General features: G+C 66.8%; 18 protein-coding genes. 14 read left to right on the forward strand and 4 right to left on the reverse strand.

The genetic code is table 11. The features are described 5' to 3' along the window. The first annotated feature begins 55 nt into the window (after window positions 1-55). From ACVCMC_RS09720 to ACVCMC_RS09740, 5 genes are all read left to right on the forward strand, one after another. A complete protein-coding gene (locus ACVCMC_RS09720) occupies window positions 56-1,057 on the forward strand; it encodes a polyprenyl synthetase family protein (protein ID WP_447097111.1) in 1,002 nt (333 codons plus the stop codon). 183 nt (window positions 1,058-1,240) lie between these two features. Continuing rightward, window positions 1,241-1,852, forward strand: coding sequence for a YceI family protein (locus ACVCMC_RS09725; protein WP_447097112.1), 612 nt, complete (start codon window positions 1,241-1,243; stop codon window positions 1,850-1,852). Further along, window positions 1,849-2,427 (forward strand): cytochrome b, encoded by a 579-nt coding sequence (locus ACVCMC_RS09730; protein WP_447097113.1) that lies wholly within the window; start codon window positions 1,849-1,851, stop codon window positions 2,425-2,427. The genes ACVCMC_RS09725 and ACVCMC_RS09730 overlap by 4 nt, the downstream gene beginning before the upstream one ends. Next, window positions 2,424-2,972 (forward strand): YceI family protein, encoded by a 549-nt coding sequence (locus ACVCMC_RS09735; RefSeq protein WP_447097114.1) that lies wholly within the window; start codon window positions 2,424-2,426, stop codon window positions 2,970-2,972. The genes ACVCMC_RS09730 and ACVCMC_RS09735 overlap by 4 nt, the downstream gene beginning before the upstream one ends. 8 nt (window positions 2,973-2,980) lie before the next feature. Then, entirely contained in the window at window positions 2,981-4,342 is a 1,362-nt protein-coding gene (locus tag ACVCMC_RS09740; protein WP_447097115.1) for a DUF697 domain-containing protein, read from the forward strand. Between the two features lie 101 nt (window positions 4,343-4,443). Here the strand turns inward: ACVCMC_RS09740 and ACVCMC_RS09745 are convergent, their stop codons facing one another. After that, window positions 4,444-4,677 (reverse strand): glutaredoxin family protein, encoded by a 234-nt coding sequence (locus ACVCMC_RS09745; RefSeq protein ID WP_447097116.1) that lies wholly within the window; start codon window positions 4,675-4,677, stop codon window positions 4,444-4,446. A gap of 67 nt (window positions 4,678-4,744) precedes the next feature. On the opposite strand from ACVCMC_RS09745, the gene ACVCMC_RS09750 reads away from it, so the two are divergent. The 9 genes from ACVCMC_RS09750 to ACVCMC_RS09790 all read left to right on the forward strand — a co-directional run bounded on the left by ACVCMC_RS09750 (window position 4,745) and on the right by ACVCMC_RS09790 (window position 15,976). Beyond that, window positions 4,745-6,127 carry an L-serine ammonia-lyase gene (locus ACVCMC_RS09750; protein WP_395116636.1) on the forward strand — a complete coding sequence of 461 codons (1,383 nt, stop codon included), beginning with the start codon at window positions 4,745-4,747 and terminating at the stop codon, window positions 6,125-6,127. A 122-nt stretch (window positions 6,128-6,249) separates the two neighbouring features. Beyond that, a complete protein-coding gene (locus tag ACVCMC_RS09755) occupies window positions 6,250-9,345 on the forward strand; it encodes a type I restriction endonuclease subunit R (RefSeq protein ID WP_447097117.1) in 3,096 nt (1,031 codons plus the stop codon). A gap of 73 nt (window positions 9,346-9,418) precedes the next feature. After that, window positions 9,419-9,688: a YlcI/YnfO family protein gene (locus ACVCMC_RS09760; RefSeq protein ID WP_136257518.1), complete on the forward strand. Its 270-nt coding sequence runs from the start codon at window positions 9,419-9,421 to the stop codon at window positions 9,686-9,688. Then, a complete protein-coding gene (locus tag ACVCMC_RS09765; RefSeq protein WP_447097118.1) occupies window positions 9,685-9,984 on the forward strand; it encodes a type II toxin-antitoxin system RelE/ParE family toxin in 300 nt (99 codons plus the stop codon). The genes ACVCMC_RS09760 and ACVCMC_RS09765 overlap by 4 nt, the downstream gene beginning before the upstream one ends. Window positions 9,985-10,012: 28 nt before the next feature. Next, a complete protein-coding gene (locus ACVCMC_RS09770; protein WP_447097119.1) occupies window positions 10,013-11,656 on the forward strand; it encodes an HsdM family class I SAM-dependent methyltransferase in 1,644 nt (547 codons plus the stop codon). Beyond that, window positions 11,649-12,902: a restriction endonuclease subunit S gene (locus tag ACVCMC_RS09775; protein WP_447097120.1), complete on the forward strand. Its 1,254-nt coding sequence runs from the start codon at window positions 11,649-11,651 to the stop codon at window positions 12,900-12,902. Before ACVCMC_RS09770 ends, ACVCMC_RS09775 begins: the two co-directional genes overlap by 8 nt. Beyond that, window positions 12,899-13,456: a DUF6933 domain-containing protein gene (locus ACVCMC_RS09780; protein ID WP_447097121.1), complete on the forward strand. Its 558-nt coding sequence runs from the start codon at window positions 12,899-12,901 to the stop codon at window positions 13,454-13,456. The genes ACVCMC_RS09775 and ACVCMC_RS09780 overlap by 4 nt, the downstream gene beginning before the upstream one ends. Window positions 13,457-13,578: 122 nt before the next feature. Next, window positions 13,579-15,243: an APC family permease gene (locus ACVCMC_RS09785; protein ID WP_395116624.1), complete on the forward strand. Its 1,665-nt coding sequence runs from the start codon at window positions 13,579-13,581 to the stop codon at window positions 15,241-15,243. A gap of 145 nt (window positions 15,244-15,388) precedes the next feature. Then, window positions 15,389-15,976 carry a YceI family protein gene (locus ACVCMC_RS09790; protein ID WP_447097122.1) on the forward strand — a complete coding sequence of 196 codons (588 nt, stop codon included), beginning with the start codon at window positions 15,389-15,391 and terminating at the stop codon, window positions 15,974-15,976. A gap of 9 nt (window positions 15,977-15,985) precedes the next feature. Here the strand turns inward: ACVCMC_RS09790 and ACVCMC_RS09795 are convergent, their stop codons facing one another. From ACVCMC_RS09795 to metX, 3 genes are all read right to left on the reverse strand, one after another. Beyond that, window positions 15,986-17,068 (reverse strand): homoserine dehydrogenase, encoded by a 1,083-nt coding sequence (locus ACVCMC_RS09795; protein WP_447097123.1) that lies wholly within the window; start codon window positions 17,066-17,068, stop codon window positions 15,986-15,988. Continuing rightward, window positions 17,065-18,255 carry a cystathionine gamma-synthase gene (gene metB / locus ACVCMC_RS09800; protein ID WP_447097124.1) on the reverse strand — a complete coding sequence of 397 codons (1,191 nt, stop codon included), beginning with the start codon at window positions 18,253-18,255 and terminating at the stop codon, window positions 17,065-17,067. Before metB ends, ACVCMC_RS09795 begins: the two co-directional genes overlap by 4 nt. Window positions 18,256-18,347: 92 nt before the next feature. Beyond that, window positions 18,348-19,358, reverse strand: a complete 1,011-nt coding sequence (gene metX, locus ACVCMC_RS09805; RefSeq protein WP_447097125.1) for a homoserine O-succinyltransferase MetX — start codon at window positions 19,356-19,358, stop codon at window positions 18,348-18,350. Between the last annotated feature and the right edge of the window lie 27 nt (window positions 19,359-19,385).

Below are 19,385 nucleotides of genomic sequence, written 5' to 3' on the forward strand. Positions count from 1 at the left end.
CGGCGCAAGTTCCTGCAGACCCTATAATCGCGCCTTACGCCGCTGCGATGCACCCATGAATTCGATGCCTGCCGACGCCAACCGCCCCGCCGACTTCGCCCAGGTGCGCGACCTCGCCGCCGCCGACATGCAGCGCGTCGACGCACTGATTCGCCGCCGGCTGTCCTCCGATGTGGTGCTGATCAACCAGATCGCCGACCACATCATCGCCTCCGGCGGCAAGCGGCTGCGCCCGATGCTGCACGTGCTGGCCGCCGGTGCCGCCGGCTACCGCGGCGAGCACCACATCAAGCTCGCCGCGATCATCGAGTTCATCCACACCTCCACCCTGCTGCACGACGACGTGGTCGACGAGTCCGACCTGCGTCGCGGCCGCAAGACCGCCAACGCGCTGTGGGGCAACGCCGCCAGCGTGCTGGTCGGCGACTTCCTCTACTCGCGCTCGTTCCAGCTGATGGTGGAACTGGACGACATGCGCATCATGCGCATCCTCGCCGACACCACCAACACCATCGCCGAAGGCGAAGTGCTGCAGCTGCTCAACATCGGCAACGCCGACGTCAGCGAGGCGGCCTATCTCGCCGTGATCGAACGCAAGACCGCCGTGCTGTTCGCCGCCGCCACCGAACTGGGCGGCATCCTCGGCGGCCTGCCCGAGGACCAGGTGGCCGCGCTGCGCCACTACGGCATGGAACTGGGCTACGCGTTCCAGATCGCCGACGACCTGCTCGACTACACCAGCGACGCCGGCACTCTGGGCAAGAACATCGGCGACGACCTCGCCGAGGGCAAGCCGACCCTGCCGCTGATCTATGCGCTGGAGAGAGCCAGCCCGGAACAGGCGCAGTCGCTGCGCCACGCGATCGAACACGGCGGACTCGACTCGCTGGAACGCATCATCGCCTCGATCCGCGACTCCGGCGCCCTGGAACGCACCGGCGACCGCGCCCTGCGCCACGCCCGCGCTGCGCGCGAGGCCCTCGCCACCCTGCCGCCTTCGGCGCATCGCGACGCACTGGCCACGCTGGCCGACTACTCGGTGCAGCGCACGTTCTGAACGTTTTGCCCTTGGCGCGGACGTGGCCGTCCGCGCGTATGTGCAGGAGCGGGCGAGCAAAAGCCCAAGCTCAAAAGGGAGCAGAGGTCGAGATCAACCGCTCCTCATTGAATCAACCACGGAAACCCACCGTTCAGCCCCCGGCGCTGGCAGTCGGGCCGTCGATCGGCCAGACTTCGGCGCATGTTCCGTCTGCCTCCAACCCGCTGGCTGTGGAGTCTCGCGGCAATGCTGTTGCCGCTGGCAGCGGCGCATGCGGCCGAGAACACCTGGCGCTACGACACCGTGCACAGCCAGATCGTCTTCAGCATCAGCCACAACGGCTACTCGCGGCCGTTCGGGCGGCTGCACATCGCGCGTGGCTGGTTGCGCTTCGACCCCGATGACTGGAGCACGGCGGCGACCGAACTGGACATCGACCTGGCCAGCCTCGACATGGGCGACGCCGACTGGAACAAGGCCGTATGCAAGCCGGCGCTGCTCGACTGCACCACGCATCGCTACGCGCACTTCCGCAGCACCGGCGTGACGGGCAACGACGAGCACCACGGCGTGCTGCACGGCGAGCTGACCCTGCGCGGCGTCACCCGCCCGGTGGACCTGGCCTTCACTTTCAACCGCGCCGCCCGGACCATCTACGAACTGCACGAGGTGGCCGGTTTCTCGGCCACGACCAGCCTGGATCGCAACGACTTCGGCATCACCGCCTTCCCCAACTCCATCGGCGCCCATGTCAGCGTGTGGCTGGAGCTGGAAGCCGCCCGCGAGCAACCGTCGACCAAGGATCAGCCATGAGCCTGCGCAACAACGATCGTCAATGGGGCGCGGTCAGCAAGTTCTTCCATTGGGTCATCGCGCTGGCGATCATCGGCAACGGCATCTTCGGCCTGATGATGGACCTGGCCGGCTCGCCGATGCGCAAGCTCAACTGGCTGGCGCTGCACAAGTCGATCGGACTCACCGTGCTGGCGCTGGTGCTGTTGCGCATCGTGTGGCGCGCCTTCGACCGCCGCCCGCCGGACGAACCGATGCCGCGCTGGCAGGCGCTGGCGGCGCACGCGATGCATGCCGTGCTGTACGTGGTGATCCTGGCAATCCCGCTCAGCGGCTGGTGGTTCAACTCGGTCACCGGCAAGCCGCTGCAATGGTTCAAGCAGTTCAACCTGCCGGCGCTGGCGGAAAAGAACGATGCGCTGCGCCACTTCGCGCACGGCGTTCACGAGTACCTGTTCTGGTTTCTCGTCCTGCTGCTGCTGGCCCACGTCGGCGGCGCGCTGAAGCATCATGTGTTCGACCAGGACAACGTGCTGCGCCGGATGCTTCCGTTCGGCCGACTGCGCGCGAACCCGCCCGAAGGAGACCGCCGATGAAACGCCTCGCCACTCTTCTGCTTGCCCTCGCCCTGCCCGGCCTGGCCGCCGCGGCGGACTACACCGTGCAGCCGGCGTCGAGCACGCTCGGCTTCAGCAGCACCTTCCAGGGCGAAACGTTCCAGGGCCATTTCGGCCAGTGGAGCGCCGCGATCAGCTACGACCCGGCCAACCTGGCCGCATCGAAATTCGACGTGACCGTGCACACGGCCAGCGTGCAGACCGGCGACAGCGACCGCGATTCGGCGCTACCCGGCGAGGCGTTTTTCGACGTGGCGAAGTATCCCGATGCCCATTTCGTCACCACCGGCTTCCGCAAGAGCGGCAACCAGGTAGTCGCCGACGGCACGCTCACCTTGCGCGGCGTGAGCAAGCCGGTGAGCCTGCAGGTGAACTTCGCTCCGCACGGGAGCGGCGCCACGCTGGACGTGAGCGGCACGGTGCAGCGGCTTGATTTCGGCGTGGGCTCGGGCGAGTACGCCGACACCTCGGTGATCGGTGCCGAGGTGAAGATCACCGCGCACCTGCAGTTGGCCGCGAAGTAGACCCCTCGATGAGCGACGCGTCCTGGTGGCGGCGCCTGCGCAGCCGGCTCCGGCACGAACCGGCGCGCGGGACCGCACCCACCGCACGCGTCGATGACGGTTCCAGCCGCGTCGCCGACAGCCTGCGCAGCCTGCTCGACGACCCGGCGATCCCGCCTTCGGTGCGCAGCGAGCTGGCCGGCGAATTCCGCCGCATCGAAAGCATGCTGGCCCGGCTCGAACGCGGCGAGCTGCACGTGGCGGTGTTCGGTCGCGTCTCCGCCGGCAAGTCGGCGCTGGGCAACGCCCTGCTCGGGCGCGAGGCGTTCCGCGTCGGCGTCCTGCACGGCACCACCACGGACGCCGAACACGCCGTGCTCGACGAGGCGCAGCACGACGGCCTGGTGCTGATCGACACGCCCGGTATCAACGAGCTCGACGGCGAGGCGCGCGAGAAGCTGGCTTTCGACGTCGCCGAGGTCAGCGACCTGGTGATCTTCGTCTGCGACGGCGACCTCACCCGCGAGGAACTCGACGCGCTGAAGACGCTGGCCGCCACCCAGCGTCCGCTGCTGCTGGCGCTGAACAAGGCCGATCGCTACGGCGCCGACGAACGCGACGGCCTGCTCGACCACCTGCGCCAGCGCACCGCCGGCCTCGTCCGCACCGAGGACGTGCTGGCCGTCGCCGCGCACCCGACCCCGCAGCGTGTGGTGGAAGTCGACGCGCGCGGCCAGGAGCACGTCCACGAACAACCCCGCGTGGCGGATGTCGCGGTGCTGCGCGAACGCCTGCTGGCGATCGCCGCACGCGAAGGCAAGGCGCTCTCGGCGATCAATGCCGGCCTCTACGCCGGCCGCCTCACCGACCAGGTCAGCGCGCGCATCGCGCAGACCCGCAAGGCCGTGGCGGCGAAACTGATCCACAACTACTGCATCGCCAAGGGCGTCGCCGTGGCGCTCAACCCGATCCCGGTGGCCGACCTGCTCGCCGCCGCCGGGCTGGACGCGGCGATGGTGGTGCAGCTCTCGCGCATCTACGGCCTGCCGCTGACCCGCGCCGAGTCCGGCCGGCTGGTGGCGGTGATCTCGGCGCAGCTGGCCGCACTGATGGGCGCGATCTGGGGCATGCAGCTGGTCGCTTCCGCACTGAAGGGCATCAGCGCCGGCCTCTCCGTGGTGGTCACCGCCGCCGCGCAGGGCGCGCTGGGCTGGTATGCCACCGTGCTGATCGGCCGCGCCGCCGAACGCTACCTGGTCGGCGGCAAGTCCTGGGGCGAAGCCGGCGCCAAGCGCGCCGTCGCCGATGTCGTCGCCAGCCTGGATCGCGATTCGATCCTGCGCGAGGCGCGCGAGGAAATCCTCAAGCGGTTGAAGTCACGCTCCCGCTGATCGCAACAACGGGGCACCCTACGGACCGCGTAGGGCGGGCACTGCCCGCCGCCCTTGCCCAACCTTGCACCCTGTCGAAAAGCCGGCGGGCGGTGCCCACCCTACGGCAGACCCAGGAACGCGCGCACTGCCGCGGCATCGAACGGCCAATCCAGCTCGCGCCCGTCGCGCGCATCGCGCAATACCGGCACGCGGGTGCCGTAGCGCTGCTCGAGCTCGGGCGAATCGTCCACCCACTCGCTGTCGAAATCCGGCGCGTGCGCCTCGGCCATCACGGCGAGGGCCTTGTCGCACAGGTGGCAGTAATCGCGCTGGTAGAGGATGAGGTCGGACATGCTGCTGCGAATGGATCGGGGCGCCGCGTAGAATAGCTGGTTCAATCCTTCACCTCGCAGCGCATCCATGGCCGTCAGCGTATTCGACCTGTTCAAGATCGGCATCGGTCCGTCCTCCTCGCACACGGTGGGCCCGATGCGCGCCGCCGCGCGCTTCGCCGAACGCTGGCTGGAGGAAAAGGGCGTGCTCGACCGCGTCGCCCGCGTGCGTGCCGAGCTGTACGGCTCGCTGGCGATGACCGGCCGCGGCCACGGCACCGACAAGGCGGTGCTGCTGGGCCTGGAAGGCCAGCACCCGGACACCGTCGATCCCGACCGGATCCCCGCCACGCTCGAACGCATCCGCGGCACCGGCCGCATCCTTCTGCTCGGCAAGCGCGAGATCGCGTTCGACGAAAAGGCCGACCTGGTCTTCAACAAGCGCCAGAAGCTGCCGTTCCACACCAACGGCATGCGTTTTTCCGCGTACGACGCCGACGGCAACGAGCTGGCCAGCCGCGACTACTACTCGGTCGGCGGCGGCTTCGTGGTCAACACCGACGAGGCGGCGGAGGATCGCATCGTCGCCGACACCACCGAGCAACCTTATGCCTTCACCACCGGCGACCAGATGCTGGCGCTGTGCAAGCAGCACGGGCTGACCATCGCGCAGTTGATGATGGCGAACGAAAGCGTGTGGCGCCCCGAGGCCGAGACCCGCGCCGGCCTGCTGACCATCTGGAAGGCCATGCAGGACTGCGTCACCCGCGGCCTGCGCTCGCCCGGCACCCTGCCCGGTGGCCTGAAGGTAGCGCGCCGCGCTCCGGCGATGCTCGAGGATCTGCGCAACCAGCCCGAAGCCGCACTGAAGGACCCGCTGACCATCCTCGACTGGGTGAACCTCTATGCGCTGGCGGTGAACGAGGAAAACGCCGCCGGCGGCCGCGTGGTCACCGCGCCCACCAACGGCGCCGCCGGCATCGTGCCCGCGGTCGGCCACTACTACCTGCGCTTCTGCCCGAAGGCGGACGACGAAGGCATCATCGAGTACCTGCTCACCGCCGCCGCCATCGGCATCCTGTACAAGGAAAACGCCTCGATCTCCGGCGCCGAAGTCGGCTGCCAGGGCGAAGTCGGCGTGGCCTGCTCGATGGCCGCCGGCGGCCTCACCGCCGCGCTCGGCGGCAACGTGATGCAGGTCGAGAACGCCGCTGAGATCGGCATGGAACACAACCTCGGCCTCACCTGCGACCCGATCGGCGGCCTGGTGCAGATCCCCTGCATCGAACGCAACGCGATGGGCTCGGTGAAAGCCATCAACGCCAGTCGCATGGCGCTGAAGAGCGACGGCAAGCACCGCGTCAGCCTCGACAAGGTCATCAAGACCATGCGCGACACCGGCCGCGACATGAAGGACAAGTACAAGGAAACCTCGCGCGGCGGCCTCGCAGTCAACGTCATCGAGTGCTGAGCACGGGGGGCGGAATTTGCGCCGATGAAAGCACCTGATGCATAAATGCGTCAGGGAGGCGCGCGCCGCGACGACGTCTCCGGCGATCTTTGCGACGATCCGCCCCAGGGCAGGGAGCGTTTTTGACCACGTTCAACGAAGATTCGCGAGTCAAGATCCCGGCCCTGCTGCATCTGTCGCGGCTGGGCTACGACTACCTGTCGCTGAAGCAGGCGCGTCGCGATGAGCGCAGCAATATTTTTCCGGAGATTCTCGAAGCAGCCCTGCTGCGCATCAACCCCGACCTGCATCGCCAGGACCTGTCCAGCCTGCTCGATGAAATCCGCCTGGACCTGCAGAACGAAGACCTCGGCAAGGCCTTCCACAAGCGCCTCACCGCACGCTCGGGCGTACGCCTGATCGACTTCGACAATCCCGACAACAACAGCTGGCATGCCGTCACCGAACTGCCGTTCGAGAACGGCGAGGACAACTTCCGCCCCGACATCACCCTGCTGGTCAACGGCCTGCCGCTGGCGATCATCGAGGTGAAGAAGCGCATGAATCCCGGCGGCGTGCTCGAAGAGCGCCGGCGCATGGATCGCCGCCACGCCAACCGCAAGTTCCGCCACTTCTTCAACCTGATCCAGTTGCAGGTGTTCTCCAACAACATGGAGTACGACGAGGCGGCCATCGATCCCGTGCAGGGCGCGTTCTACGCCGCATCCACCTATGGCGACGCGCACTTCAATTACTTCCGCGAAGAGCGTCAGGCCGAGCTTGCCGGCCTCATCGCGCCGCTGTCCGAAGCCACCGAAGACGCCATCCTCACCGACACCAACCTGGTCAGCATCAAGGGCGCGCCGGAGTTCGAGCGCAACAAGGCCGCCGACACGCCGACCCACCGTCTGCTCACCTCGCTGTTCAGTCGCCAGCGGCTCGCCTTCATCCTGCAATACGCCTTCGCCTGGCTGGACGAGGAAGAGGGCATCCAGAAGCACGTGATGCGCTACCCGCAGCTGTTCGCCACGCTGGCCATCGCCGAGCGCCTGGCGGCGGGCGTGCGCAAGGGCATCATCTGGCACACCCAGGGCAGCGGCAAGACTGCGCTGGCCTACTACAACGTGCGCTTCCTCACCGACTGGTTCCGGCAGACCGGGCAGGTGCCGCGCTTCTATTTCATCGTCGACCGGCTCGATCTGCTCAAGCAGGCGCGCGACGAATTCCGCCTGCGCGGCCTCACCGTGCACGTGATCGACAGCCGCGACGTGTTCGCCCGCGACATCAAACAGGGCGGAGCCGCCCGCAACGACCGGGGCGCGGCCGAGATCACCGTGGTCAACATCCAGAAGTTCAAGGACGACCCGGACGTCGCCGCCGCGCAGGATTACAACCTTGCCGTGCAGCGCGTGTATTTCCTCGACGAAGTGCACCGCAGCTACAACCCGAAAGGCAGCTTCCTCGCCAACCTGGAACAGTCTGATCGCAGCGCGATCAAGATCGGCCTCACCGGCACGCCGCTGATCGGCGAGCAGTTGCAGTCCAAGGCGCTGTTCGGCGACTACATCCACAAGTACTACTACAACGCTTCGATCGCCGATGGCTACACGCTGCGCCTGATCCGCGAGGAAATCGCCACCCGCTACAAGATGCAGCTGCAGCAGGCGCTAGCGCACATCGAAGTGCAACAGGGCGGCATCGAGCGCAAGGCGCTGTACGCCCACAAGCACTTCGTCGGCGCCATGCTCGACTACATCCTGCGTGACTTCGTGCAGTCCCGGATCACCTTCGGCGACGACAGCATCGGCGGCATGGTGATCTGCGACAGCGCCGAGCAGGCGCGCGAGCTGCACCGCCAGTTCCAGCAGCTCATGCAACGGGAGGCGCGGCCCAGCGTGGCCGAGGCGGCCAACGACGACGCCTACCGGCAGGGTCGCGTGGCCGAGGATGCCGCCCATTACGCCAGGCAGCCGCTCAGCGCCGCGCTGATCCTGCACGACGAGGGCGACAAGCAGTCGCGCGAAGACCAGGTCAAGGCCTACAAGAAGGGCCGGATCGACCTGCTGTTCGTCTACAACATGCTGCTCACCGGCTTCGACGCGCCGCGGCTCAAGAAGCTCTACTTCGGCCGCGTCATCAAGAACCACAACCTGCTGCAGGCGCTCACCCGGGTCAACCGCCGCTACGGCAAGTTCCGCTACGGTTACGTGGTGGATTTTGCCGACATCCAGGCCGAATTCGACAAGGCCAACCGCGACTACTACGACGAGCTCACCGCCGAACTGGGCGACGAGATCGAGCACTACAGCCAGCTGTTCATGAGCGAGGCCGAGATCCGCGCCAGCGTCGAGGCCATCCGCGAGGCGCTGTTCGCCTTTTCGCTGGACGACGCCGAGCTGTTCTCGCAGCAGGTCGGCCAGATCCATGACCGCCAGCAACTGCTCGCCATCGTCAAGGCGCTCACCCAGGCACGCGAGCTGTACAACCTGATCCGCCTCGGCGGCCACGGGGAACTCGCCGGCGTGCTCGATTTCCGCAAGCTGCGCCTTCTGCACATCGAAGCGCAGAACGCGCTGGCCGCGCTCAATCTCAAGCACCAACTGGAGCACGCCGACGACACCTCCGGCCTGCTCAACCAGGCGCTGGAGGACGTGATCTTCAAGTTCGAGAAAATCGGCGAGGCAGAACTGAAGCTGGCCGACGAGCTGAAGGACATCCTGCGCCGCACCCGCGAAACCCTGGCTTCCACCCAGGACCCGCAGGACCCGGCGTGGATCAGCCTCAAGGACGAGCTGGAGCGCCTGTTCAAGGCCAAGAAACTCAGCGAAGTGAGCCAGCAGGAGATGCAGGCGAACATCACTGCGCTGCGCGACATCGAACAGCACGCCCGCGCACTCAACCAGGCCAACGCCAACCTGGCCGCCCGCTACGGCGGCGACGGCAAGCTGATGCGCGTGCACAAGCGCCTGCTGGATTCGCACCGCCTGGGCGACAACCAGACCCGCCTGCACGCTGCGCTGGTCGGCATCAAGCGCGACATGGACGGCGCGGTGCTGGGCAACCGCGAACTGCTGGGCAACCCGGCGTTTTTCGAGCGCAGCGTGATGCCCATCGTGATGCGTCACTTCCAGGACAAGCCGCCCGAGCCGGATGCCGATACCCGCCGCCTGATCCAGCGGCTGCTGGTGGGCGAATACCTGGGCGAATCCCAAGGGCGCCTGCCGTTCGAGCGGGGATGAACCCCCGTTTCTGGCGGCCCGGCGTCGACCGTGCTAGGGTTGCATCGCAAATGCTATGCAAGAGGATGCCGCCATGAAAACCGCCACCTTGCCGCCCCTGCGTGTCGCTCCCGAGCTGCGCCAGGCAGCCGAATCCGTGCTGCGCGAGGGCGAGACCTTGTCCAGTTTCATGGAACAGTCCCTGCGCGACGAGGTGAATCGCCGCCACATGCAAGCCGAGTTCATCGCCCGCGGTCTGGCGGCGCGGGAAGACGCCAAGCGCACAGGTGGGTACTTCACGGTCAATGAATCGCTCGCGGGCCTGGATGCCATTCTCGCCAAGCACAAGCCCGACGCCCAGTGAGTTTCCGGGTCCGGATCAGTCAGGCCGCGCAGCACGATCTCGAGCGCCTGCTGGATTTCCTCGCACCCGTGGACTACCCCGCGGCCTTGCGCGCACGCGCGGCGATCGAGCGCGGCTACGCGTTTCTGGCGGACATGCCGTTTTCCTGCCGCAAGGTGGACGACGCCAACCCCTTCCTGCGCGAGCTGGTCATCCCTTTCGGCTACGCCGGCTACGTCGCCTTGTTCGACATCGAAGACGAGCACACCCTCACCATCCTCGCCGTCCGCCACCAGCGCGAAGACGACTACCACTGAAACCGAACCTTCGACATTCCCGGACCCGATGAATCCCAGCTACCAGCAACAAACCCGCGACCTGATCGATGGCCTCAAGGCCGTGTGCGCCAGCGCCGGCCTCGGCAACGACGGCAACGAATACAAGATCATCGTGCAGACCTTTCTGTACAAGCTGCTGTGCGACAAGTTCGCCTACGAGATGAAGCGCGCTTGCCCGGCGCTGGCCGGCGTGGATGACTGGATCGTCGGTTGGCAGGCACTGCCCGAAGAGGCGCAGCAAGACCTGCAAGACATGCTGCCTGCGGAAACCCCGCGCCTCACCGCCGACCAATTGATCCCCAGCCTGTTCAACCGCCAGAGCGAACCCGGCTTCGCCAGGCTGTGGGACGACACCCTGATCGCCATCGCCGTGGCCAACAACGACATCTTCGCGGTGCAGACCGACGACGGCGAAAAGGTGCCGCTGTTCGACCGCCTCAGCGAATACGTCACCGGCAGCTTGGAGAAGCGCGACGGCTTCGTCCGCGCGCTGTTCAACAAGCTGGTGGGGGTGAGCTTCGAGCGCCTGTTCGAGCAGAAGTACGACTTCTACGCCGCCCTGTTCGAATACCTGATCAAGGACTACAACAAGGACAACGGCGGCAAGTACGCCGAGTACTACACCCCGCACGCGGTGGCCACCATCATGGCCGACATCCTGGTGCCCGAAGACAAGCGCGGCGCGGTGAAGAACGCCGCCTGCTACGACCCGGCCTCGGGCTCGGGCACCCTGCTGATGGCGCTGGCCCATGCCATCGGCGAAGACCATTGCAGCATCTGGTCGCAGGACATCTCGCAGAAATCCTCCAGCCTGCTGCGCCTGAACCTGGTACTCAACAAGCTGGTGCACTCCATCCCGCACATCACCCAGGGCAACACCATCCTGCACCCGGTGCACCGCGACCCGAACGCACCCAGCAAGCTACGCCAGTTCGACTACATCGTGTCCAACCCGCCGTTCAAGATGGATTTTTCCGATTTCCGCGACGACCTGGAATCGGACGCCAACGCCAGCCGCTTCTTCGCCGGCATCCCCAAGGTGCCGAACAAGGCCAAGGACAAGATGGCGATCTACCTCTTGTTCATCCAGCACATCATCGCCAGCCTGAAACCCGGCGGCAAAGCCGCCGTGGTCGTGCCGACCGGCTTCATCACCGCCAGCAGCGGCATCGAGCTGCGCATCCGCCAGAAACTGGTGGACGAAAAGATGATCGCAGGCGTGGTCTCCATGCCCAGCAACATCTTCGCCACGACCGGCACCAACGTATCCATCCTGTTCCTCGACACCACGAACCGCGACGGCGTGGTGCTGATCGACGCCTCCGCGCTGGGCACCAAGGTCAAGGAAGGCAAGAACCAGAAGACCCTGCTTAGCCATACCGAAGAGCAGCGGATTGTCGACACCTTCAACGCCCGAGAGGCGGTGGAGGATTTTTCGGTGGTGGTGGATCACGCGGCGATCGCGGCGAAGAATTATTCGCTGAGTGCGGGGCAGTATTTCGAGGTGAGGATCGATTACGAGGACCTGACGCCGGAGCAATTTGCGGCGAAGGTGGCGGCGTATCAGGCGAATCTGGCAGGGATGTTCGAGCAGTCGCGGGAGCTAGAGGGTGAGATTGCCGAAGCCATCGGAGGCTTGCGGTATGGGTGATTTCATCATCCCAACGATTTCGCAGATTGGCGAAACGATTACCGGGAAAACGCCATCCTCGGAGTCGCCCGGAGACTTCGGTAACGCCACACCGTTTGTTACCCCTTCGGACTCATTCGATCAGAAGTTCATCACGCACACCGAGCGATCGCTGTCTGCTGCCGGCGTCGCGAAACTTAGAGGCAAGCTCCTGCCACCCAACAGCGTGCTGGTAACTTGCATCGGCTCCGCCATGGGTAAGGTCGCGATGTGCAAGGTCGCTAGCATCTCGAACCAGCAAATTAATTCCATCGTCGTTCGTGACGACTACTCCGCCGACTACATCTATTACGCGCTCACGAACAACTATCGTTCTTTGCGAAATGCAGCGACGGGGAGCACTGCGCTCCCCCTGCTGAACAAGGGGGACTTCGACGCGCTGAAATTTCAAATTCACAGCAACAAGGCAGAGCAGAAAAAAATAGCCGCCGTTCTCTCCGCCCTCGACGCCAAGATCGACCTCAACCAGCGCATCAACGCCGAGCTGGAGGCGCTGGCGAAGACGATCTACGACTACTGGTTCGTGCAGTTCGACTTCCCCGACGCCCACGGCCGCCCTTACAAATCCAGCGGCGGCGCGATGGTCTGGAACGACACCCTCAAGCGCGAGATTCCCATGGGCTGGAAGGCGCAACCGCTATCCGAACTTGGCAGTTTCCGTAACGGCATCAACTACGATCCTTCCATCGGAGGTGATTCCGTCGCGCGCATTGTCAACGTACGTAACGTTTCAGCCACTTCCATCTTTCTGAATAGTGACGATCTGGACGAGTTGGAGTTGGATCAGGCCGACATAGACAAGTACCTAGTTACGGCCGACTCAATCTTGATTGCCCGAAGTGGCATTCCCGGCGCGACCCGCATGATGCAGCCGTGCCCGACTAACACAATCTACTGCGGATTCATTATTTGCCTGAAAGTTGCGAACGCTGAAAACAAGCTGCTGCTTTTCTTCCGACTGAAGCAGCTGGAGCAGTCGCTGCTTTCCCAATCAAGCGGCTCTATCCTTAAGAATGTGAGTCAAGACACTCTTAAGGACATCAGTTTGGCTGTGCCGAGAGAGAGATCAGTCATTGAGAAATTCAACGCAGCAATTGCGCCGTTGTTTGAGAAGATCAGCGCAAACAATCTGGAGAACGTCGAACTCACCCAACTCCGCGACTGGCTGCTCCCCCTGCTGATGAACGGCCAGGTGCGCGTGGCATGACCCTCCTGCGCTGCACCGCCAAGCTGCTCAAGCGCCTGAAGCAGCCGGCCAAGCCGCCGGAACCCGCGCCCGAGGCGAACCCGCTGGGCGAGTGGTATGCGGACATCGACTTCTGGCGCCGGCAGCCGTTCGTGGTGCTGCTCAATGCCGTCACCGGTGCGGTGCTGGTCCTGCCGGGCAATGCGGCGAACCTGCGCGTGCTGCACGAGCGCGCGCTGCTGCAGTTCGCCGCCATCGCCGAACATCACGGCTTGCGCGGGCCGGGCGTCGATGCGGAGCTGCACGGCTTCGACGCCGGCTTCGCCTTCGCCGCCACCCGTGACCGCAACCTGCTGGCCTCGCTCAACCAGCGCAAGTTCGAGCTGTGGATGACGCTGGAACACAGCGACCGCTCCCTCCCCGAAGCCGCAGCACGCGACTGGGATGGCCTGTTCAAGCACCCTGCGCTGGGCCGCAACACGCGCCACAACATGGAATACCACCGCCCGCTCGACCTGCTGCGCCAGCATCTGCTGCCGGCCGCGCAAGTCCTTCCGTTCGGCCGAGCGTCGTGACCGGTACGCGAGGAAGGGACAGCCGCAACGGCTGCATGACCGCCGGCAGGTGACAGCTGCGGCCCGATTCTGCAACCATCGGCCCCTTCACGGCGCGCTTCGCGCCGCTACGGGAACCTCGCATGACCCAAGAACGCGCGATCCGCCGCGATGTCGGCCCGTTCGCCCTGATGCTTACCGGCCTGGGCTCGATCATCGGCTCGGGCTGGTTGTTCGGCGCATGGCGCGCGGCGCAGATCGCAGGACCGGGGGCGATCTGGGCGTGGGTGATCGGCGCGGTGGTCATCATGGCGATCGCGCTGACCTACGCCGAGTTGGGCGCGATGTTTCCCGAATCCGGCGGCATGGTGCGCTACGGGCACTACTCGCACGGCTCGCTGGTCGGCTTCATCGCGGCGTGGGCGAACTGGATCGCGATCGTCTCGGTGATCTCGGTCGAAGCGGAAGCGTCGGCGCAGTACATGTCGTCGTGGAAGTGGGATTGGGCGAAGGATCTCTATCACCAGGTTCCTGGCAGCCATGGCGAGCTGAGTACCACCGGCCTGCTGATCGCCGCAGCGCTGGTGATCGTGTACTTCCTGTTCAACTTCTGGAGCGTGAAACTGTTCGCGCGCTCCAACACCGCGATCACGCTGTTCAAGCTGGTGATCCCCGCGCTCACCGCGGTGCTGCTGATGATGAGCGGCTTCCATCCGGAGAACTTCTCCGTCGGCATCCACGGCGAACTGCACAAGACGGACTTCCCCTCGATCCTCACCGCGGTGGCGATCGCCGGCATCGTGTTCAGCTTCAACGGTTTCCAGAGCCCGGTGAACCTGGCCGGCGAGGCGCGCAACCCCGGCCGCAGCATCCCGTTCGCGATCGTCTGCGCGATCGCGCTGGCCACGATCGTCTACGTGCTGCTGCAGGTCGCGTTCATCGGCGCGGTGCCGCGCGAGATGCTGGCCAACGTGGGCTGGCACGGCATCGACTTCTCGTCGCCGTTCGCCGACCTGGCGATCATTCTCGGCCTGCAATGGCTGGCCACGCTGCTGTTCATCGACGCGGTGATCAGCCCGAGCGGCACCGGCATGACCTACACCGCCACCACCGCGCGCATGCTGTATGGCATGGAGCGCAACGGCACCTTGCCGAAGATCCTCGGTACCGTGCATCCGAAGTGGGGCGTGCCGCGGCCTGCGATGTGGGTGAACCTGGCGGTGTCGTTCCTGTTCCTGTTCTTCTTCCGCGGCTGGGGCGCGCTGGCGGCGGTGATCTCGGTGGCCACGATCATCTCCTACCTCACCGGCCCGGTCAGCGTGATGACCTTGCGCCGCACCGCGCCGGAATTGAATCGCCCGTTCCGGCTGGCCGGCCTGCCGGTACTCGCCGGGGTTGCCTTCATCATGTCCACCGAGTTGCTGTACTGGGCGAAGTGGCCGCTGACCGGCGAGATCATCGTGCTGATGGTGGTCGCGTTGCCGGTGTACTTCTACTACCAGGCCAAGGCCGGCTGGCATGATTTCGGTCGGCAGATGAAGGGCGCCTGGTGGCTGGTCTGCTACCTGCCCACGCTGGCGCTGGTGTCGTGGGCCGGCAGCCCGATGTTCGGCGGCAAGGGCTACCTTGCCTACGGCTGGGATCTGGCGCTGGTGGCGGTGATCGGCCTGGCGTTCTACCTGTGGGGCGTGAAATCCGGCTGGCGCACGCCGTCGGTGGAAGCGATCCGGATCGAGGCGCACGAGCATCCGGGCGAACTGCAGGTGCCGCCGGACGAAGAGAGCGCCGAGCGCATCACCGGCCGCTGAGCGCGCCCCATTCGATCGACGAGACGCACGGCCCAGGCCGTGCGTTTTCGTTCATGCGTGCCTGGCCGTGTCGATAACGCGGAGGCCCGTTCGTCGCCCGGACATGCATCCATCTTCGGCTGCGCATTTCGAACGGGAGTCGCCCATGTTTTCCAACCGCACCGCCGTCGCCACCACCGTGTTCCTGCTCGCCGCCAGCGGCAGCGCCCTCGCCGCCGCCACGACGTACCGGATCGATCCGGATCACACCTACCCCAGCTTCGAGGCCGATCACATGGGCGGGCTGTCGGTATGGCGCGGCAAGTTCAACCACACTCGCGGCACGGTGACGCTGGACAAGGCGGCCGGCCTCGGCACGGTGGACGTCACCGTCGACATGACCAGCGCCGATTTCGGTCAGGAGCAACTCAACAAGGGCGCGCGGGGCAAGGATTTGTTCGAGACGGCGAAGTATCCGCAGGCCCGGTACACCGGCAAGCTCGTCGACTTCGTCAATGGAGCGCCGACCCGGGTCACAGGCAAGCTGACCCTGCACGGCGTTACGCATCCGCTGGACCTGAAGATCGACAGCTTCAAGTGCATGCAGCACCCGGTGTTCAAGCGCGAAGTCTGTGGCGCCGATGCGCTGGCCACGTTCCGGCGCGACACCTTCGGCATCGATGCCGGCAAGGATTACGGCTTCGGCATGGACGTGACGCTGCGCATCCAGGTCGAGGCGATTGCGGCCAAGTGAGACGCGCCCTCACCCCAGCGCCAGCACATCCCCCAGCAACGCCTGCGCTGTCACTTCCGGGCCGGCGCCCGGGCCCTGGATCACCAGCGGCTGGGTGTTGTAGCGGGTGGTGGTGAGGGCGAACTGGTTGTCGGTGCCGTACAGGCGCGCGGCCGGATGGGTCAGCGGCACTTCGGCCAGGCCCACGCGAGCCAGGCCGCGCTGGTTGAGTCGGGCGAGGAAGCGCAGCACGCAACCGCGCGAGGCGGCGGCCGCGTGACGCGCGGCGAGCGGCGCATCCAGCTCGCCCAGTCGCGCCAGGAACGTGTCGGCATCGAGCGCACGCAGCGCCTCGGGCACCAGGCCTTCCACCTGCACCTCGTCGCTGCCCAGCGAGAAGCCGGCGTTGCGCGCGAGGATCAGCAGCTTGCGCGCCACGTCCTCGCCGGACAGGTCCGAGCGTGGATCGGGCTCGGTGTAGCCCAGCCGACGCGCCTCGCGCAGCAGCTCGGAAAACGGCCGGCTGCCGTCGTACTGGTTGAACAACCACGACAGCGAGCCGGAGAACACGCCCTCCAGCGTGAGCAGGTGATCGCCGCATGCGCGCAGCCGACGCAGCGTGGACAGCACCGGCAGGCCCGCGCCGACCGTCGCCGAATCACCATAACTGCCGCCACTGCCCAGCGCCGCCTGCAGCGCGCGCCAGCCGGAGAGTTCACCGCCGGCCAGCGCCTTGTTCGCGGTGACCACGTGGTAGCCGTGCGCCAGCCACTCGGCGTGGCGCGCGGCCAGCGTCGCGCTGGCGGTGGCGTCGACGATCACTTTCGTCGCCGCCTCGCTGGCGTCCAGTGCCGCGAGCAGGCTGGCGTTGTCGCGCGGCGCGCCGTGCTGGTTGAGCTGCTCGCGCAGGCCGCGCCGGGCCAGCCGGTCCGGATCGGTCTGCTGGCGCCGCGAGTTCGCCGCACCGACCAGGCGCAGCGAACGGGCCGCGTCGGTGTTGAGCAGCTTCAGCAAGGCACCACCCACCACGCCGGTGCCGAGCAGCACGATCGCCGTGGTCGACGCCGCCGCGCCGCGCGCGTGGAGCGCGCGCTCGGCCAGCACCGCGCTCATGCGGGCACCCGGCGTTTGGACGTCCGTACCGCTTCGGCGCGGGCCAGTGCGGCGTCGACGTCGCGCAGCAGGTCGTCGCCGTCCTCGATGCCCACCGACATGCGCAGCAGGCTGTCGGAAATGCCCGCCGTGCGCCGCGCCTTCGGCGCCATCGAGGCGTGCGTCATGGTCGCCGGGTGCGCAATCAGGCTTTCCACGCCGCCCAGCGATTCGGCCAGCGAGAAATATTCCAGTCCATCGACGAAGGCCTCGATCTGCGGCACGTCGCCGTCCAGTTCGAAGCTGAGCATGGCGCCGAAGCCGAGCTGCTGGCGCGCCGCCAGCACATGGCCGGGGTGGCCGGCCAGGCCCGGGTAGTAGACCTTGCGCACGGCAGCATGGCCGTCCAGCCGCTCGGCCAGGCGCGCCGCGTTCTCCTGATGCTGGCGCAGGCGCACGCCCAGCGTGCGCAGGCCGCGCAGGGTGAGGTAGCTGTCGAACGGCGCGCCGGTGAGCCCGGTGCAGTTGGCCCACCACTTCAGCTGCTCGGCCACCGCCGCGTCGCGCGCCACCACAGCGCCGCCGACCACGTCGCTGTGGCCGTTGATGTACTTGGTGGTCGAGTGCACCACCACGTCCGCGCCGAGCAGCAAGGGCTGCTGCAGCGCCGGCGACAGGAAGGTGTTGTCGACCACCAGCAGCGCGCCGGCCGCATGCGCGGCTTGCGCGACGTGGCGGATGTCGGTGATCCGCAGCAGCGGATTGGATGGCGTCTCCACCCATACCAGCGCCGGCTTGCGCGCCAGCGCCGCGGCCAGTGCCACGTTGTCGGTGAGGTCGGCGAACTCGACCGCGAAGCGCCCCTTCTTTGCCCACGCATCCAGCAGGCGCCAGCTGCCGCCGTAGCAATCGTGCGCCGCCAGCACGGTGGCGCCGGGCGGCACCAGTTCCAGCGCCAGCGCCACCGCCGACATGCCGCTGGAAGTGACCACTGCGCCGGCGCCCTGCTCCAGCTCCGCCAGCGCCTCGGCCAGCAGATCGCGGGTGGGATTGCCGCTGCGCGAATAGTCGTATGCGCGCTTGCGACCGAAGCCCTCGAAGCTGTAGTTGGTCGACAGGTGCAGCGCCGGCACCACCGCGCCGTGCTGGGTATCGCTTTCGATGCCGGCGCGCACGGCGCGGGTACAGGGGGCGGGGGTGGCGCTCATGTCGTTCTCCGGATCGTCTTCGTCATGTCTTCTGGTCGTAGGGCGGGCACCGCCCGCCGCCGGTGCCGGGCGAATGGCGGGCAGTGCCCGCCCTACAGGGCTAGCGCCTCGCGCAGCAGCGGCGCGAGTTGTTCGGGTTCCTTCAGGAAGGCGTCGTGGCCGTAGGGCGACTCGACCACTTCGAGCGTGGCCGGGCCGCGCAGGCGGCGCTGCAACTCGCACAGGTCGGCCAGCGGCACCAGCCGGTCGGACGGAAAGCCGATCAGCGTCGCCGGCGCGGCCACCTGCTCGGGCTCGACCTGGTGCAGGTCGATCGATTCGGACAGGGCGAGGAAGCGATCGGCATCGAAGCGCTCGACGAAACGCCGGCCCTGGTGCTCCAGGTAATCCTCGACCGGGAAATGGAAGCGTTCCGCGCGCTGCTCGGGCGCGCCGGCGAAGCGGCGACCGAATTCGGCGCTACCGCGATAGGTGGTGATCGCCAGCTGCCGCGCCAGCGCCAGCGCCTCGTCGACATGGCCGCTGGCCTGGCCCAGCCGCACGATGCCGCGCTGCACGCTGCGCTGGGCGGTGCTGAGCGGGTGCGGCCGGTGGGCACCGGCCAGCAGCACGAGTCGGTCTGCCGCACGCGGATGGCGGGCGGCGAAGGCCAGCGCCACCATCGCACCGTAGGACGAGCCGACGAAGGCATGCGCGCGGGCGATGCCCAGCACGCGCAGCAGGCCAGCCAGCGCATCGGCCTGGTCCTCGCTGGAGACTGCCTCGGCGCCGAGTTGCGCGCTATCCAGCCAGTCGATCGACAGCACCCGGCAACGCGTCAGGTCGATCGCCGCGCCGTCGTTGGCCAACTCCCGCCACCAGCCGGCCGCACCGCTCACATCGCAATCGGCCGAGATGCCGCCCTGCACGATCACCGTGGGTCCCCCCACCGCGCCGTGCCACGCGTAGCCAACCTCGACTTCGCGCGGGCCGCTGCCGTACTTCGGCTGCAGGATCAGCCGGCGGCTGTCGCGCCGGGCGGCCAGGCGCAGGCACGGTTCCCCCGACGGCACGAACGCGTCGTGCGGGGTGTCGATACATCGGGCTTGGGACTGCAAGGTCATGCCAGTGGCTCCGGTCGGCATCGCCCC

The sequence above is a fragment of the Rhodanobacter sp. UC4452_H20 genome (assembly GCF_052978205.1).